The sequence below is a fragment of the bacterium genome, from assembly GCA_019912885.1.
Lineage (GTDB): Bacteria > Lernaellota > Lernaellaia > JACKCT01 > JACKCT01 > JAIOHV01.
This window is the reverse complement of sequence record JAIOHV010000126.1, coordinates 40,100-57,462: the sequence shown is the minus strand read 5'-3', so window position 1 is coordinate 57,462 and position 17,363 is coordinate 40,100. Positions and strand designations below refer to the sequence as shown.

Below are 17,363 nucleotides of genomic sequence, written 5' to 3'. Positions count from 1 at the left end.
CCGCGGCCCGATCCGCCGGCCATCGCGTTCGTACGCGCCGGACGCGTCGCGACGATCGTTCCGCGCCTGCCGCACACGCGAAAAGGCGAGTGGGACAAAACCCTTTTGCGCCTGCCGCCCGGCGCGTGGCGTGACGTTTTCGCGAATGGAGAGCTCGCCGGCGAACGCGACGTGTCGCTTGCCGAAATCTGGAGCGAATTTCCCGTCGCGCTTCTGGTGCGATTGTAGGGGCGCGACGCGCCCCTTCCGGAGGACCCCATGATTCGGCGTGTCTCCCTTTGGGCGCCGCACGCGAAAAAGGTCGAGGTCGAAATCGACGGAACGCGCGCGTCGATGGCGCGCATTGCGCGCGGCATGACGGCGCACGGGATCGACGGCTGGTGGGCGTACGAGGACGAGCGCATCCGCGACGGCAGCGAATACGTCGTTTTCGTCGATGGCGACGGCCCAATCGCCGATCCGCGCTCGCGCGACCAGCCGCGCGGTGTGTTCGGTCCCTCGCGCGTGCGCGACATCCCGGCGATCGCGCGCGTCGACGCCGGGTTTCGTCCCGCCGCGCTCGCCGACGCGTTGATATACGAAATGCACATCGGGACCTTCACGCCCGAGGGCACGTTCGACGCCGCCATCGCGCGCCTCGATCACCTTGTCGATCTCGGCGCAACGCACGCCGAGCTCATGCCGGTCAATCAGTTCTCCGGCCCGCGCGGATGGGGATACGACGGCGTGTTTCTTTTCGCGCCGCACGATCGCTACGGCGGCCCGGACGGACTGGCGCGATTCGTCGCCGCCTGCCACGAGCGGAACATCGGCGTCATTCTCGACGTCGTTTACAACCACCTCGGCCCGGAAGGAAACGTGCTCCACCGGGTCGGCCCGTATTTCACGCACAAATACAAATCGCCCTGGGGAGACGGCATCAACTTCGACGGCCCCGGCTCGGACGAAGTGCGCCGGTTTGTCATCGACAACGCGCTGATGTGGCTTGGCGAGTACGGCATCGACGCGCTGCGCATCGACGCGGTGCACGGCATTTTCGATCAATCCGCGACGCACATCCTCGAGCAGCTCGCGATCGAAGTGGACGATCTCGCCGCGCGCTCGGGACGAAGGCTCGACCTCATCTGCGAGTCCGACCTCAACGATCCGCGCCTCGTGCGGCCACGGGAGCAGGGAGGTTTCGGCCTCGCGGCGCAATGGAACGATGACTATCACCACGCGCTGCACGCGGTGCTGACGGGCGAGCGCACGGGCTACTACGCCGACTTCGGCCGCCTCGCCGACATCGCCCGCGCGCTCGAGCGCAATTTCGTCTATGACGGCCGCGCCTCCGCGTTCCGCGAACGGACTTTCGGCCGCGACGCGTCAGACCTGCCCGGCGACCGCTTCGTCGGCTTCATCCAGAACCACGACCAGATCGGCAACCGCGCGCGCGGCGATCGCCTCTCGTCGATCGTCGATGTCGCGCGCGTCAAGATCGGCGCCGCGCTCGTTTTCGCCGCGCCGTTCACGCCGATGGTGTTTCAGGGCGAGGAGTGGGGCGCATCGACGCCGTTCCCGTATTTCACGAGCCATCAGGACAAGCGCCTCGCGCGCGCGGTCAGCAAGGGCCGCCGTAACGAGTTTGCCGCATTCGGCTGGAACGCGGACGATGTGCCCGACCCGCAGGACGAAGCGACGTTCCGCCTCGCGATCCTTGATTGGGACGAGATGTCCCGCGAACCGCATCGCGAGTTATACGCCTGGTACCGCGATCTCGCGCGCCTTCGCCGCGACACGCCCGACCTGCGCGACGTTGCGACGCCAGACATTGCGATGTCAGAGCCGCGACCGCCAGGGAGCGGTCGCGATGTTCACCACGACCGGCGCGACGGTACGGTGCCGAACGTCGCGATGTCGGGGCCGCAAACGCAGTCGCCCCGCTCCGGGCGGGGCGACGAAGTGCGCGGTCGATACCGCCCGGGTGCGAACCGCTCGATCAAAACGCGATTCGACGAAAACGAAAAATGGCTTGCGATCCAACGCGGCACGATCGGCGCCGCCGTCAACTTCGCCGATGAACCCCGCGCCGTCCCGCTTCCCGGCGCTCGCGAGATCCTGCTCGCCTCATTGCCCGGCGTTCGTATCGACGGCGACGCGATTCAGATGCCGCCGACGTCCGTGGCGTTCGTGAGCCTTTTCTCATTCCGCGAACGGAGTTGAAAAAAACGGTACGCCCTGGCGCACCGCTTCAGCACTCAATCCCCGATCCTCGATCCTCGATCCTCCGCTAATACCGCAAAATCGCCGCCATCTTCACATCCGCGGGCAGGTCGTCGCCACGCACCACGTGCACGCGGCCGCCGTAACGCATCGTCTCGGTCGCCGCCAGATTCACCAGATCCGTCGCCGCGTCGCTTGGACCGTCGTCCACGCGCACATCCTCGCCCTCGCCGATCTCGCCCCACAATCGCTCGCCGTGGCGCAGCAGCAGCGCCTCGACGCGCCGGTTCATCGACGCGCGCACGACGTCCTCGGGCTTGCGCGCCGCCCGCGCCGCGCCGTGGCCGTCCAGGCGGACAAAGCGCGCCACGTCCTCGCGCCGTACCTCGTCAAACAGTTCGGCGACCACCGCCAGCGCGCGCGCATGCAGCTCCTCGTCGCGCAGATCGCGCGGATGCGCATCGACGCCGTGCTCCAGAAGATTCTGGTAGCGGCAAATCTCGCGATAGAGGCCGCGATTGGGCTCCGCGGCCAGCAGCACCAGCGGCGGGCTCGTCTCGCCGAGATAGCGGCACACGAACGAATCGATCTGCCGGTACATCTCCCGGGCCTTATCCTTGATGCTCGCTTCGTCTCCCGCGCCCTGGCCGTGGAACATCGCCGCGCGCCCACCCGGTCCGGCGACGCCCGTGCCGGTGTGGAATTGCAGCGATTTCTGCTCCTCGTCAAAGCGCGTCGCGGTCGCCAGATCGACAGGCACGTCCGGAGGAAACGCGATCTCCTCGTAACTTGCCGGCGTGCACGAAAAAAGCCGCGTGCCGTCCTGATCGAGCGCGAGCGCGTAAAAGACGCGCGCGCTCTCCAGCGCGGGGACAAGCGGCGTCAGGAAATAGCGCCGGCCGACGTCGGCCGATTCGGGCACCTCAAACGGAAGCCGCAGGGCCAGAAAATGATCCGCCGAGATAAAAACCGCGAGCCCGTCCGAGCGCGTTTTCCAGAACGCGCCGCGGTCGATCAGCGCGCGCGCGGGCTCGAGCAACTCGCGAGCCTCGGGCGCGCGGCGATCGCGGGCGAGGCGCTCCTCCGCGTGACGCAGCAGATTTTTCAGGCGGATCGGATCCTGCTGCGTTTCGCGCCCGCGGCGATGCGTCGGCATGTAGATCGAAACCGCGACGTCGGTTTCCACCGCGAGAAGATCGCGCATGAGCTCGGGCGTGATGGGATCGGTGTGCTTGTCGGTACGGTGCGGCATGAATCGTCCTCCTGAAGAAGCCTATCGTTGCCGGGGCGCGGCGAGGGCGCCTTTCGGTCGTTCTTTCCTTTTCAAACTAACGCCAATGGGCGAAGGCGGCGATAATTTCCGCGCGACCGCGTCATCGCTTGGTGAGATCGCGCACGCGGCTTCGTCCGCCGGCCTTGCCTGGATTGGGCGCGTTTGGCCAAAGTTCGCCTCCCTTTATAAGTGTCGCTCAAAATCGGAAGCGGCGCGAGAAATATTTTTGACGCGCGTCACGCGGCCGACCGCCGGCGAGCGCGTTTTCGGTCCATAATGCAAAGAGTCATGCCGGATGCCGTCCTTATCGCCGCCGTTTTCAGCGGCTATTTCCTTTCCCTTCTCGCGTTCGAGCGCTTGTTTCCGCTGCGCGAGCGCCGCCGCGCGTTTTTCGCGCGCGCCTTCGTCAACCTCGTCCTGGCCGGCGGGGCTTTTCTGATCGCGCGGGCGATCATCTCGCCGCTGGTCGAGCCGCTCGTGCGCCAAACGGATAAAGACTTCGGTGTCGTCAACTGGCTTGCGTTGCCGCCGCAAGCGGCGTTTGTCGTCGGACTTCTGCTGATGGACGTCACGTTTTATTACTGGCACCGCCTGAATCACGCCGTGCCGTTTTTGTGGCGCTTTCACAACGTCCACCATTTCGATCCGGACCTCGACGTCTCCACCGCGTTCCGTTTCCACTTCGGCGAGATCGCGTTTTCCGCCGCTTTCCGCGTCGTGCAGATTTTTCTTGTCGGCATCTCTCCTGTCGGCTACGTGATCTACGAGGGCGTCTTCCAGGCCGGCACGCTTTTTCATCACTCGAACCTGAAGTTGCCGATCGTGTGGGAGCGCCGCCTGAACCTTCTCATCGTCACGCCGCGCATGCACGGCATCCACCACTCGCAGATCCGCGGCGAGACCAACTCGAACTATTCCGTCGTCTTCTCGTTCTGGGATCGCCTGCACCGCACGATCGTGCTCGGCATCCCGCAAGACCGGATACGCATCGGCGTGCCGGGTTATATGCGCGAGGGCGACAACCGCCTCGCCAACGTCCTTTTCGCGCCCTTCCGCCGCCAGCGCGAATATTGGCGCGCGGACGGCGGCGACGAAACGCACCGCGAGCCAGCGGACGTTCGACCCGGCGGCACGCTCGCGGAGTGAGGAATGCGCGGACAGAGGCTCAGCTTCGTCCGACGGGCTCGACAGGCTATGCCTTCGGCAGCGTAAACCAGAATGTGCTGCCCTGACCGACGACGCTTTCCACGCCGATATCGCCGCGGTGCGCGTCGATGACGAGTTTGCAGAACGCGAGGCCAAGACCCGTCGAGTGTTGCCGCCTTTGCCCGCGCAGCTCCGCCTGGCCGAACTTGCGGAATATACGGTCCTGATCCTCGCGCGGGATGCCGGGGCCCACGTCGCACACGCGCACGCGTACCGACCCGTTCGTCTCGTCGATGCGCACGGCGATCGGCCCGCCGCGCGGCGTGAACTTCACCGCGTTGCCGACGAAATTCGCGATGATGCGCTTGACGAGGTCGGGGTCGCATGTCGCCGGCGCGGCCTCGGGGCTCGCTTCGATGCTGATCTTTCGCCCGTCCGCGAACGCACCGAGCGACGTGACGGCCTCGTGGGCGAGCCGTTCGAGATCCGCGGGCGCCGGGCGAATCACCATCTCGCCGGATTCCAGTCGGTTGATATCGAGAAGGTCGTTGATCATTTCGAGCTGCTGGTTTGCGCCGGCCATGGTGCGTTCGAACCGGTCGGCCAGTGCCGGGTCATCGGGCATCTTTCGCTTCATGGCCTGAAGATTCATTTGCAGACCCACAAGCGGCGAGCGCAGATCGTGCACGATCATGTTCGTCAGGTCGTCCCGCAGCATCTCGGCCGCGCTCAGGCGTTCGTTTGTCGCGGCGAGTTCGCGGTTGATGAAATCCAGCCGCGCGTTCGCCATCTGAAGCTGCCGCGTGTAATTGATCGCCATCGCCAGGATGAACAGGCCATTCCCGACGAACAGGGCCATCGTCATGCCGACGTAGCGACTTTCGAGGAAAATGTCGCGGCTCACCTCGGCCGCCCGCGCGTGCAGAGGAAGGAACCCAAGCCAGCCGACGCGCTCGAACTGCGTCACCAGTCCCCAACCCGCGATACCCAGAAAAAAATACGTCCAGCCGGCACGCGGGCCGACCACCCAGATATTCACAAGAGAGATGGTAACAAACATGACCGGCAGCACCGTCGTCGTGCTGCCGGCAATGTGGATGTGCGCCACGGCAAAGAGCATCAGAAACGTCATGAGGGCGTGGACGCTGATTCGCCAGGTGCGTTCGAAGTCCCAGCCGAGCCGGGGCGCGGCAACGAAGTTGACGACGTAATACGCCGCGACGCACGCCGCGGCGACGAGGTTCAGCGCCACGGAAACGCTTGCGGCGGCGCGGTCGATCACCTCCGGTGTTCCGATCTCGAAAAACGCGTACGCCTGCGCCAGGGAGAACGTCGAAAGGGACGCCATGCCGAGATACGACGCCCACCGCGAACGCTCTCGATAGACCTCAAAACCGGGGTCGGCGCCAAGGGCCGCGGGCATACCGGCCGCTTCCTCCACGAAAAAGCGCATCGAAAGCCCGGACACCCGCGTTCGGACTATCGTTCAGCGTGGAAACACGATGCCGCGCTTTTTCGGTCTATGCCGCGATTTGGTCTGTGGTCATGCTTACGAACCGGCGGCCCGCACGGGGGATTGTCGCCGCCTGCCGCTTCCGGTTAACGTCCGCTCTTTCCGCCTCCGGGCCTTTTTGCGCGGCGCATGGCGCGTCGCGACGTGAGGAGGAACCATGCGTTCCGTGCTCATCGCCGTCGCCCTGGCCGCCGTCGCGCAGGGCGGGCAACTGAAGGAGAGATCGATGGTCGCGCTCGAACACCAATGGGATCTGGCCGCGCTTTACGCGGATGTCGCCGACTTCAACGCCGCCAAGGACGCGTTCGTGAAGGACGCGAAGGACATCGCGAAATGGAAGGGACGGCTTGGCGAGTCCGCGCAAACGCTCAGGGCGTCGCTCGATCACTATTGGGAGCTTGAGGAACGCATCCGCCGGCTGGAATCTTATGCCGGGCGATTGTCCGATCAGGATACTCGCGTGCAGGCCAACAAGGCGCTGCAAAGCGAGGTCAGCCAGGCGCGCTCGCGATTCGCGGAAGCGTCGGCGTACCTCGATCCGGAGCTCGTCGCCATTCCCGAGGCGACGATCGAGGCGTATTTCGCGAGCGAGCCGGGTCTTGCGGTCTACGAGCGGCCGATCCGCGAGACGCTGCGCCGCAAGAAGCACATCCTCTCGCCGGCGGAGGAGCGCATCCTCGCCGCGGCGTCGGACGTGGCGCGCGCGGGGTCGAGCCTGTATTCGATCTTCGAGAACGCGGACCTGCCGCGCGAGACGATCGCGCTCGCGGACGGAACGAACGTGAAGCTGACGGACGCGAATTACGGCAAATATCGCCGCGCGCCTCTGGAGGCCGACCGCGACCGCCTGGCCGAGTCGTTTTTCGCGCAGTTCAAGAAGTTCGAGCAGACGATCGGCGAGATGCTCTACACGCAGCTCAAGGTTCACCGTTTCTACGCGGAGATGCGCGGATACGAAAGCACGCTTGCCGCGTCGCTCGACTACGACGACATCGACCCGGCGATCTACCGCAGCCTCATCGCGGCGGCGAACCAGCATCTGCCGACGTTCCATCGCTACCTGAACCTCAAGCGACGGGCGCTCGGGCTGCCGGTGCTGGAATATCAGGATCTCTATGTGCCGTTTGTCGCCGAATCGAAGATCGAGATGGACTGGGCCGAGGCGGCGCGCGTGCTGCCCGAGTCGCTTTCGCCAATGGGCGAGGAATACGTCGCGCTGATCCGGCGATCGCTCGCCGAGCGGTGGATCGACGTGTATCCGACCGAGGGCAAGCGGTCCGGCGCGTATTCGTCGGGCTGGGCGTATGGCGTGCATCCCTACGTGCTGATGAATTACAACGACGAATATTCGGACGTGCTCACGCTCGCGCATGAGCTCGGCCACGCGCTGCACTCGTGGAACTCCAACGAAACGCAGCCGATCGCGACCGCGGACTATTCGACGTTCGTCGCGGAGGTGGCGTCCACGTTCAACGAGAATCTGTTGAACGACTACATGCTGAAGAAGGTGCAGTCCGACGACGAGCGCGTGTACCTGCTCGGCAACTTCCTCGACGGCACGATCAAGGGCACGTTCTTCCGGCAGATCCAGTTCGCGGAGTACGAATTGCTGGTCCACGAAGCGGTCGAAAAGGGCGAGGCGCTCACCGGCGAGACGCTTTCGAAGATGTACATCGACCTTGTGCGCCGCTACTACGGCGACGCGGACGGCGTGTGCAAGGTGCCGCAGTTCTACGAGTCGGAGTGGTCCTACATTCCGCATTTCTACTACAACTATTACGTGTTCCAGTATTCGACCTCCGTCGCCGCCGCGAGCGCGCTGTCGCAGAAAGTCATCGACGGCGAGCCCGGCGCGCTCGAACGCTACGCGGCGCTGTTGCGTTCGGGCGGATCGAAAGACCCCGTCTCGCTGCTGAAAGACGCGGGCGTGGACATGACCAAACCCGACGCCTACGCCGCGCTGATGGACCGCGCGAATCGCTACATGGACGAGCTGGAGAAGATTCTCGACAAGCAGGGGAAATAAACGGCCGCCCGCGCGCCCATCGAACGCATGATCGAAGACCATGGCACAGCGCCCGTGCCGGCCGTGAGGCGTATCGCGACGGCGCTTTTCGTCGCGGCGCTTGTCTTTCCATTTTGCGTCGCCTTCGTCGCCGCTCCGATTGGGAAACTCTCGCCGGATGCGTGCGTGTATCAGGACATCGCCCGGCACATCGCGGCGGGTGACGGACTTGTCGTCTCCTACAATTCCTACCAGTCGTGGATCGGTCCCACGCGGCCGGCTTGGTTTTACCAGCAGCCGGTTTATCCGCTGGCGCTCGCGGCGATACCGGACGACGCGCGCATCCGGGGAGCGATCGGGCTGAACGGCCTGTGCGCTTCGGCGTTGATCGGCCTCGTTTTTCTTGCCGCTCGCGCGCTTTCCGGGCCACTCGTCGCCGCGGCGGTCGCGGCGGCGGTCGCGGCGTCGCCCGCGATGGCCGGGGTGATCGCGACGCCGCTCGTCGAGCCGATGGGCCTGCTCGCGATTTTCGCGGGCGTCCATCTGATGGTTCGCGAAAAGCCGCGCCCGTTCACGGCGGGCGTCATCCTCGGGGCGAGCGTGCTGGTGCGCGCGGCGAACGCGCTGACCATCCTGCCGTTGCTGGCCGGCGCGTGCCTGGCCGCGCTTACGCCACGCCGATCCGACACCGCGCACGAAACCGACGGCGTGCCGCTTGTCGCCGTGATCAAGACCGCGATCGTGACGCTCGGCGTTTTCGCGCTTGTGCAGATCGCGTCGTTCGCGTCGATCGGCGCGGCGTATCCGGCATACGGCCGGGAGGCGCGCACGTTGCGCCTGACACGCGATTTCGGCGGCGCGGGGTATCGGGCGATCGAGCCGTCGCTCACGTTTGGCGGCGATATCTCGGGCGGCATTCTGGCGCGAATGTTGACGCACCACAGCCTCGATCACCTCGGGTCGATGTTTCGCGTCGTCGGGTTCGCGGTGCTCGTGCTCGCCCTTTTCGGCGCGGGCGTCGCGCGCACGCGGCGGGAACGCGCGATCGTGTGGACGCTCGTCGCCGGCGGCGTCGGATCGGTGCTGCTTTTCGCGCTGACGTTCTATTTCATGCCCGGCATCGAGGCGGAACGCTACGCGCTCGTCTCGTCGGCGCTGTTGTGGCCCGCCGCGGCGTTCGGATTGATTCGCGCGCTGTCGCGTTCCGCGCGCGGAACGCGGTTTGCGCCGACGGTCGCGGCGGGCGTGGCCGTCGCGATCGCAATCGCCGGCGGCACGCTCTCTTTCGAAAGGCTGCGCGACGACCGGTCCGCGATCGGGACCGAGGACGCGCGACGGACGCTGTATGACGATCCGGCCGCGTGGATCGAGCGTGACCTGCCGGCGGGGGAGCCGTTCGCGACGAACTTTATTGTCGCCGCATGCCGGTTCGGACGCCCGGTCATCACGCTTCCGATCGACCATCAGGCCACGCCGCGCGCGGTCGGGCAATTCCTTTCGGTTCACCAGCCGCGCGCCATCCTTCTCGATCGCGTTTTCGACTCGGACGCGCGCTACAACGATCCCGCTGTCCGGAAAGCCGTCCTAGAGGCCGGATTCCGCGCCGCTGGGGAAAACGAACGCTTCACCTGGCTCGTGCGCGGATAGGAAAAACGCCGGCGGGCAAAGGCGGTATCCGTCACCGATCGCCTCGCAAACGCCCGCCGCGTCGCCAACCGCGTCTCGCCGCTCGAGCACGCCGCCAAGATCGATATCGTCGCGCGCGGAGAGGATAGCGACGGCGTCCTTGACGCGCGGGACACGATCGACGACGACGCGCTCCACGCCGAACACCGCATCGTCGAAACCCGGGGCGAGAATCCACCTTTCCGGCGGCAGCGCGCGCCGCGCCTTGCGCATCGCGGCGCGGTCGTGAATCGCGGACGTCGAGGGCGCCTCGGATCGCGCGAGCCGGATCATGATGTTTTGCAGCGCCGCGGTGGTGACGATGTAAAGAAGGGCGATCGCCGCGCCGCCCCGGATCGCGTCGCGCCATCGCGCGTCGCCCGCGGACAACTCATCCGCAAGACGCACGAATCCAAAGGCCGCGACAGGAAGAAAAAACAGATACGCGGGCACGCCAAGCCCGCTCAGTTTCGGCGAGGCCTGCGCAAGCTGAATCGCGGGCACGGCGAAAAAGCTCGCGATGCCGAAGATGAATAACATGCCCACGGCGCCCGGCGCGCCCGAGTGCGCACGCGCACGGTATCCGTGCACGGCGAGGAAGCCGAAGAGATACAGCCAGGGATCCGCGGCGATTTCTTTCCAGTATGCGGGGAAGACATACACGACGCGCCGCGCGCCGATGCCGCCGAGCCCAAGGCGTTCGGCCAGCACGTCGCCGACGCCCGCGAAGGCGACGCCGGCCGCGAGCGCGCCGACAACGAGCGCCGGAATGATGAAAAATGCGCGGTGCAAATCACCTTCGCGGCGCGGCCACGCCGCCGCGATGGCATGTGGCGCAAAGGCGATCGACGCGGTCGCGGCCAGCGCGGCGAGAATCTCCGCGCCGGCCCTGCGGGCACGTCCGCCGCCGCCGGACGCGAATATCGTCGCCGCGATCCAGCAGGCGAGCGCGAGCGCGGACGCGGGCTTTTCCATCAGGTCGTCGCCGATCGCCGGATGCAAGACGGACGCGGTGAAGGCGAAAAACCATGCGACGGGCGCGGCGCGCCACGCGATGAAAACGATCGCCAACAACGCCGCCGAGCCGGCGAGAACGGAAACGAAAGCCGGCGGTATCGCGCGGGAAGCGAATCCCCACGCAAGCGCGGCGGGTCCCGGCTCGACAAGCGGCGAAAGTGTGCGTCGCGCCGCGGCCGGTTCGATCGTTTCCACGACCCCCGCGCCGGAGAGGATATGACCAGCGATGTTGTGCGCGCGCGACGCCCAGAGCGGCGTTTCGCCGGTCTCGATCGTCCGATACAACAAGAGCAGCGGCGTGCAGATGACGGTTACGACGAGGAGCGTCGAGAGCCGCCGCGGGCCGTCGAACAGAAAACGGCCGGCGCGCGCAAGCAGGTCGACGATCACCCGCATCGCCACACCTCGATGATGTCACTTTGCCAATTCTCGTCCGGGCCGCATCCGGCCGCGCGAAGGTGCAATGAATAGTGGTTCTTGTAGTGCCACGCGCGCCCGAGCGACTCGTCACGGAACATGACGAACGCGGGATGGAAGATACGGCGGAAGGCGAGATGATTTTCGCGGGTCGAGCTGCGCGCGTTCGGCAGCGCGACGACGGGGCGATCGAGGTAGAACGACAGCGCGATCTGGTCGCTGTTCGGCTCAACGGCGATCACGTCGGCCGGGCTCGATTGTTCCCGCACGTACGCGAGCGAACGGCGCGTCTCGCGGCGCAGGTTCGACTCCGTCTCGCGCCCTGGCCGCAGCAGGATTCCGGCGTCGGTGAGAATGAGGTGCGTCCCGAGCAGCATCACGGAAAAAACGGCGGCGCTCGCGGCGGCGGTGCGTGTGCGCTCCCGCGCGCGCATCGCGTCATAAGTGGCGACTGCCGCGTCCGCCGCGACGGGGACAAGCAGCGCGGCGGGGAAAACCGCGTAACGGAGGATCTCGATGAAATCGAGCCAATAGTAAATCAGAAGGATGAGCACGATGTTTGCGACAGCCGGCGCGACCAGAAGCAACGCGGCATCCCATCTCCGGCGTTTGAGCGTCGCCGCGGCGGCGACGGGAATCAGGGCCGCGAACAACAGGAAAAGATCGAGCGCCTGGCCGACGTATTGATCGGCTTTTTCTCCGATGAAACGCACGGTCAACGCCAGGCGCATCGGCCATTCCATCGCCTCGCCGCGAATCACGGGAAAGGCGTCGGCGTAGTGGACCGGGCCGAACCGCTCGCTGATGCTCCAGGCCTGCGCGCCGGTGGGGTAATAGGGGTAGAGGTGGCCGGTCGTGGCCGCGCAGGCGAACTGGTAGACGAGGAAAAATCCGAAGAACGCGGCAAGCGGCGCGGCGGCGGGCAGAAAGCGGCGCTCGCGAAACGCGGCAGTCGCCGCGAATCCCGCGAGCAGCATCAGGCTGTTGGCGAGACTCGACACCTGCGTAAGAAATCCGAGAAACAACACGAGCCCCGCGCCGAGCAGGTGCGCGTTTTTCCGGTTTGGCGATACCAATAGCGCGACGGCAGCCAGAAACGACGTCAGCCCCGGCTGTTCCGTCGCGAGAAAGAGCATATTCCGAAGCGTGACGGACATCGTGAGGAAAAGGATCATCGCGATCCACGCCGCGCGGCGGGAAAAAAGGCGCGCGGCGAAGACAAACGTCAAAAGGCCGTTGGCGGCGGCGAACAAGCCATTCGTGAAGACGATGGTCGGCCCGACCGCGCCGAATATCTTCCACCACAGTCCGACCCAGACGCAAAACAGCGGGTTGTAATACGACAGTGCGGGCGATTCGGCGCCTGTCCACAAGGCGGTGAGGTTGATCTTGACGACGAATCGCCCACTACGAAAGAGCTCCCGTCCGATGTCGAGATACGCCGAGCTGTCGGGAAAAACGTCGCCGTAACGCAGCGCCGCCGGAATGTAGAGCGCCGCGCCGATGATCGCCGCGACAAGCGCCGGGCGCGCGGGTGCGAGGCTATTTTCGGTAGACGGCAAAAAACTCGCCGATGTTGAACGGGAAGACGCGCGCGCGAACGCCGGCCGGGATCGCAAAAAGCGTGCGGCTGATGGCACGTCCGCCGAGGATGTGGGCGTGCTCGGTCGCGTGCCGCGCGAGCATTTCGAGATTGATCCACTTCCAGGCGAATCCGCCCTCGATGCGTTTCAGACCCGCCGTGGCGGCGACCGCGTCAAGGCCGGCGAGCGAATAGATCAGCACGTGCTCTTTCATCGTGTGAAACCAGCGCGAGCCGAGCATGCGTGCGGAAAACGATGCCGCGTCCGGCGTGACGACGAGCAAAGATCCGCCCGGCGCGAGCATGCGCGCCAGGTTCCCCAAAAGCGCATGCGCGTCCGGGACGTGCTCGATCATGTCAAAAAGCGCGATCACATCGAAGCGATCGTCGGGTGCATCGTAGTCCGACGCGGAGCCGACCAGGTAAGTCACGCCCGGAAAGCGTTCCCTGGCCGTTGCGATCGCCGACGGCGCGATGTCCATTCCGATCGCCTCGAATCCGAGCGCGGCGGCGGCGGCGGTGGCGTCACCGGTGCCGCAGCCGACCTCGAAATAACGCTTGCCCGCCGCGGGCGCTCCGGCGAGGAGCTTTCGAAGATAGCGCGTGAAGGTTTCGCGTTTGGCGGAGTCGATACCCACACCCGCGCCGCCGTGGCCGCGCGCCGCGTGGTAGTTCCTGTCGTAATATTCGTCCGTGACGGCGCCGTCGCCCGGGGCCTGGATGAGCGATCCGCAACCCGCGCAGCGCAGAAATTTCGCGCCGCGATGCTCAAACGCCGGCGTCAGCGCCGCCGTGCCGCACGCCGGGCACGCCGCCGTCATGCCGCCTCCAGGCGGCGCAACACCGCGTCGCGAACGTCCTCGACCTGGATCGCCGCCATGCACGGAAAGGTCTGGTTGCAGAATTTGCCCGCGTCCGTCGTCGGGATGTACATGCACGGCGAACACGGGAACGCGGAGTACACATGCGTGTGACGCATCTCGTCCCCGCCGAACATCGCCGGATCGCCCGGGCCCCACAGCGAAACCGACGGGGCGTCGGCGAGGATCGCGAAGATCATCGGCCCCGAGTCGCTCGTGATGAAAAGGTCCACGAGCGAAAGGAAAGCGACGAACTCGCGGATCGTCAACACGCCCGCCAGGTTCAGGCAGCGCGAGCGCGCGGGTTCGGGAATCATCTCGCGGCATCGCTCCACGTAGTCGTGCTCGCCCGGCGCGCCCGTCAGGCCGACGCAAAAACCCCGCTCGGCGACCGCGGCGGCGACCCGCGCGAAACGCTCCGGTTCCCAGCGGCGGCCAAGCGCCAGATCGCTCGCGTTGATGTTCAAGCCCACGAGGCGCGCGCCCTCGAGCCATCCGGCCCCCCGCAACTTCCTTTCCGCCGCGGCGACAAGATCCGCCGGCATCGCGATGCGCACGGGTGTCTCGGCCGACGCGGATACGCCGGCCAATTCCGCCGTCATCCCGTAGATGCGCCGTATGTGTTTGGCGGTGTTGAAGTACGCGTGGTCCGTGTAGATGAAGCGCCGCCAGAGGCAGCGCATGTAAAAGCCGATGCGGACGGGCGCGCGCGTGAAGGCGGTGTGCATCGCCGTGTATTTCGAGAAGTATTCGAGGTCGATGCACACGTCGTAGGGGCGCGACAGGTTGGCGAGCATCGTCCGCGCGGTGTCCCACGCGAACGCGATCGCACCCGATCGGCGGATGACGCGGATATCGTCGAACGCTTCGAGAAACGTGGCAAAACCCCGGTTTTCGCCGAAGGTGAGAAGCTCGACGCGAACGCCGGGGAATTCGCGCTTGAGATCGTTCGCAACGACCGTGGAATAACCGATGCTGCCGAGGCCGAAGAACTTGATCACGAGAACGCGGCGCGGCGGGCGCACGGGCTTCGGCTTGCCGAAAACGAGGCGTGCGGCGCCGGCGACAAGAGACAACGCGACGCAGATCGGCAATCCCACATAGTGGTCGATCCGTTTGAAGAGCGTCGTCGAGGCGCGCGAGTGTTTTGGCATGTCTCGTCAATCGCGCCGGTCGCGTCGGCTCCGTCGTACCGGCGATGGGGGACGGCGAATCATCGCGAATTTCTAAAGAAACTCAAGGGTGGGCGGCGCTTTTTGGCGACCCGCCGCGCGGCGTCTCAACGATGGTGACCGGACAGATGCTCCCACATCACCGCGTTTGGGCCGGCGTTTGGGGTGTCGATGAACGACCCCCAGTTCGCGGCGTTCGCGCCCGGCCAGGTGTGGCCGCCGCCCAGGATCTTGTAGCGCGCGACCTCGTGGCCGTCCTGGCAGCTCCAGCGGCTAAGCTCCACGTTCCCGATCGTGCGCGTTTCGGCGGCGCCGTCGCAGCCGTCCGCTTCGCGCCACAGGCTCATCGCCTCGTCGACGGATTCGTTTTCGACGCCCGTGAGGGAGTCGTCGCCCACGCCGCCCCCGTACGGCACATTTTCGTCCGCCGTCCCGTGGAACGCGATGACGGAGACCGGTTCGGAGGGTTGGCAACTTCGCGGGATCGACCCCGCCACAGGCGCGATCGCCGCGACGAGATCCGCCGCGTCACACGCGATCTTGTAGGCCATCATGCCGCCGTTGGAGATGCCCGTGACGTACACGCGCGACTTGTCGATGTTCGCGGCGGATACGAGTTTGCCGGCGATGGTGCGCATCGCGCCGACGTCGTCCACGTTCTCCGAATCCGCGCGCCCGCAGCAAAAACCGGCGTTCCACACGCGCATGTCGCCGGCGACCATCGCCCGGGTGCCTTCGGGATAGGCGACGACGAACCCGGCGAGGTCGGCGAGCGCGTCGAGGTTCGCGTAGCGCTGCATCTGCGCGGCGTTCTGCCCTCCGCCGTGCAGCGCGATCAGGAGCGGCGCGCGGCTCTCCCGAATTGCGGGGACGTGAACGATCATCTCGCGCGTTTGTCCGTCGTGGCGGTAGGACACGCGGTGATTGCCGGCGCCAAGCTCGTCGTCGGAAATCGGCGTGGCGTCGTGCCCCATGCACGCGAATCCGAGTCCGCAAAATGCCGCCGCGAGGAAAACGGCAAATCGTCGGCGAAAAAAATTCATGGCGAAAGCTCCAATAACCGCGGAAATCCGCGAAGCGCGCATCTTGCCACGCCAGGCGCGGCGCAAACAACGGCGCGCCGTTCGCGCCCGACCGGCCGGCATTGATTTGTCCGCGTGTTGCCGGTCAGAATCCGCCACGGCCTTCGACGGCAACAGGCGTCGCCGTTGTTGTGACGATCCCCACGGGCATGACTCCAAAAACGCCCATTTTGACGCCGCCGGACCTTCTGGCGTGTCAAAAAGGCAAGGAATGTCTGTGAGCCGTGCGATATCACCGGGAGCGTACGCCGAAGAAAATGGGAGCCGATGTTTTGTTTTTTTATTAAGGAGTTATTTTTATGGCAACCGCGACCATCATTGACGAAACGAGCCGATTGACGCCCCAGGCGCAGGCCGCTCGCCTGCACAAGTCCGGCGTCGTCGCCGACCTGCACGTCGACACACTGCTTTCGCACGAACTTGTCGGCTATGACATGACGCGCCGCCACCGCAACCGCGTGCCGCGCTCGCCCTTCTTTTTTCAGGCGGACATTCCGCGCGTGAACGATGCGTGCGTCGATATCTGGGGGCTTGGCCTGGTGACGCGCGCCTGGGGCAGCGCCGAGACGCTGTGGAAGCCGATCCGCCGGCAGCTCCTGTATCTGAACCGCGTGTGCGAGGAGTGGGACGATGTCATCTACATCATACGCACGCGCAAGGATCTCGCCGGCGGCATCGCCGGCGGACGCGTCGGTGCTTTTCCCGGCCTCGAGGGCGCGCATGCGATCGGCGAGCGGCTCGACCTCGTGGATGAGGCGTACGCGCTCGGCATGCGCTATTTCACGCTCGCGCATTTTTCATCAAACGCGGCGTGCTCGTGCGCGATGGGCTTGGGCTCGCGCAAGGGTCGCGATCGAGGGCTGACGCCGTTCGGGCAAAAGCTCGTGCAAAAAATCCACGACATGGGCATCGTGCTGGATCTCGCGCATGTCAACAAAAAGGGCTTCATGGACGCCGCCGAGATGAGCCGCGTGCTTCACCGGCCGGTGATGGTGTCGCACACGTGCGTCTCGGGCGTGCACAAACACTGGCGCAACATCGACGACGAGCAGATCGAGGCGGTCGCGAAAACGGGCGGCATCGTCGGCATCATGTTTTCGCCGGGTTTCGCGACGGGAAATCATCTGGCGGGGCTCGATCGCATCGCCGACCACATCCTGCACGTCGTGAAGGTCGCGGGCGCCGACCACGCGGCGTACGGCAGCGACATGGACGGCTGGCTGTGGACGATGCCCAAGGGCCTTGCCGACATATCCGACCTGCCAAACCTGACGCAGGTGCTGCTCGAACGCGGCCTGTCCGCGGACGACGCCGCCAAAATCATTGGCGGCAACGCGAAGCGCGTCATCGACGCGGTGCTGCCCTGAGAAAGCGTGGGGAGACTTACGCGCGCGGTTGATCGGGATCAATCCGGACCGCGTGGTCCCTT

At 65.7% G+C, this 17,363-nt stretch carries 13 protein-coding genes; 6 read left to right on the top strand and 7 right to left on the bottom strand.

Annotation, left to right across the window (positions count from 1 at the left end):
- Together K8I61_10790 and treZ are read left to right on the top strand one after the other, a co-directional pair.
- Positions 1 to 228: hypothetical protein (locus K8I61_10790; protein MBZ0272515.1), on the top strand; the 228-nt coding region annotated here is incomplete at its 5' end.
- A 33-nt stretch (positions 229 to 261) separates the two neighbouring features.
- Positions 262 to 2,202, top strand: coding sequence for a malto-oligosyltrehalose trehalohydrolase (gene treZ / locus K8I61_10785; GenBank protein MBZ0272514.1), 1,941 nt, complete (start codon positions 262 to 264; stop codon positions 2,200 to 2,202).
- Positions 2,203 to 2,269: 67 nt separating this feature from the next.
- Here the strand turns inward: treZ and K8I61_10780 are convergent, their stop codons facing one another.
- Positions 2,270 to 3,454: a hypothetical protein gene (locus K8I61_10780; protein MBZ0272513.1), complete on the bottom strand. Its 1,185-nt coding sequence runs from the start codon at positions 3,452 to 3,454 to the stop codon at positions 2,270 to 2,272.
- A 327-nt stretch (positions 3,455 to 3,781) separates the two neighbouring features.
- Here K8I61_10780 and K8I61_10775 point away from each other — a divergent pair, with 327 nt between their 5' ends.
- Positions 3,782 to 4,621 (top strand): sterol desaturase family protein, encoded by an 840-nt coding sequence (locus K8I61_10775; protein ID MBZ0272512.1) that lies wholly within the window; start codon positions 3,782 to 3,784, stop codon positions 4,619 to 4,621.
- A 46-nt stretch (positions 4,622 to 4,667) separates the two neighbouring features.
- Here K8I61_10775 and K8I61_10770 read toward each other — a convergent pair whose 3' ends face one another.
- Complete coding sequence (locus tag K8I61_10770; GenBank protein ID MBZ0272511.1) at positions 4,668 to 6,044, bottom strand: HAMP domain-containing histidine kinase; 1,377 nt, start codon at positions 6,042 to 6,044, stop codon at positions 4,668 to 4,670.
- 247 nt (positions 6,045 to 6,291) lie between these two features.
- Between K8I61_10770 and pepF the strand changes: the two genes are divergently transcribed.
- Together pepF and K8I61_10760 are read left to right on the top strand one after the other, a co-directional pair.
- A complete protein-coding gene (pepF, locus tag K8I61_10765) occupies positions 6,292 to 8,160 on the top strand; it encodes an oligoendopeptidase F (GenBank protein ID MBZ0272510.1) in 1,869 nt (622 codons plus the stop codon).
- A 54-nt stretch (positions 8,161 to 8,214) separates the two neighbouring features.
- On the top strand, positions 8,215 to 9,786 hold the full coding sequence (locus K8I61_10760; GenBank protein MBZ0272509.1) for a hypothetical protein: 1,572 nt from the start codon (positions 8,215 to 8,217) through the stop codon (positions 9,784 to 9,786).
- Here K8I61_10760 and K8I61_10755 read toward each other — a convergent pair.
- The 5 genes from K8I61_10755 to K8I61_10735 form a co-directional block, all read right to left on the bottom strand.
- Positions 9,724 to 11,217: a hypothetical protein gene (locus K8I61_10755; GenBank protein ID MBZ0272508.1), complete on the bottom strand. Its 1,494-nt coding sequence runs from the start codon at positions 11,215 to 11,217 to the stop codon at positions 9,724 to 9,726. The genes K8I61_10760 and K8I61_10755 overlap by 63 nt on opposite strands.
- Complete coding sequence (locus K8I61_10750; GenBank protein ID MBZ0272507.1) at positions 11,208 to 12,800, bottom strand: hypothetical protein; 1,593 nt, start codon at positions 12,798 to 12,800, stop codon at positions 11,208 to 11,210. The genes K8I61_10755 and K8I61_10750 overlap by 10 nt, the downstream gene beginning before the upstream one ends.
- Complete coding sequence (locus K8I61_10745) at positions 12,781 to 13,641, bottom strand: class I SAM-dependent methyltransferase (GenBank protein MBZ0272506.1); 861 nt, start codon at positions 13,639 to 13,641, stop codon at positions 12,781 to 12,783. Before K8I61_10745 ends, K8I61_10750 begins: the two co-directional genes overlap by 20 nt.
- The gene (locus tag K8I61_10740) at positions 13,638 to 14,834 is read right to left on the bottom strand and encodes a glycosyltransferase family 9 protein (protein MBZ0272505.1); all 1,197 of its coding nucleotides are present in this window, start codon (positions 14,832 to 14,834) and stop codon (positions 13,638 to 13,640) included. The genes K8I61_10745 and K8I61_10740 overlap by 4 nt, the downstream gene beginning before the upstream one ends.
- A 125-nt stretch (positions 14,835 to 14,959) precedes the next feature.
- Entirely contained in the window at positions 14,960 to 15,895 is a 936-nt protein-coding gene (locus K8I61_10735) for a polyhydroxybutyrate depolymerase (GenBank protein MBZ0272504.1), read from the bottom strand.
- A gap of 338 nt (positions 15,896 to 16,233) precedes the next feature.
- Between K8I61_10735 and K8I61_10730 the strand changes: the two genes are divergently transcribed.
- Positions 16,234 to 17,301 (top strand): dipeptidase, encoded by a 1,068-nt coding sequence (locus K8I61_10730; GenBank protein MBZ0272503.1) that lies wholly within the window; start codon positions 16,234 to 16,236, stop codon positions 17,299 to 17,301.
- Positions 17,302 to 17,363: the final 62 nt, after the last annotated feature.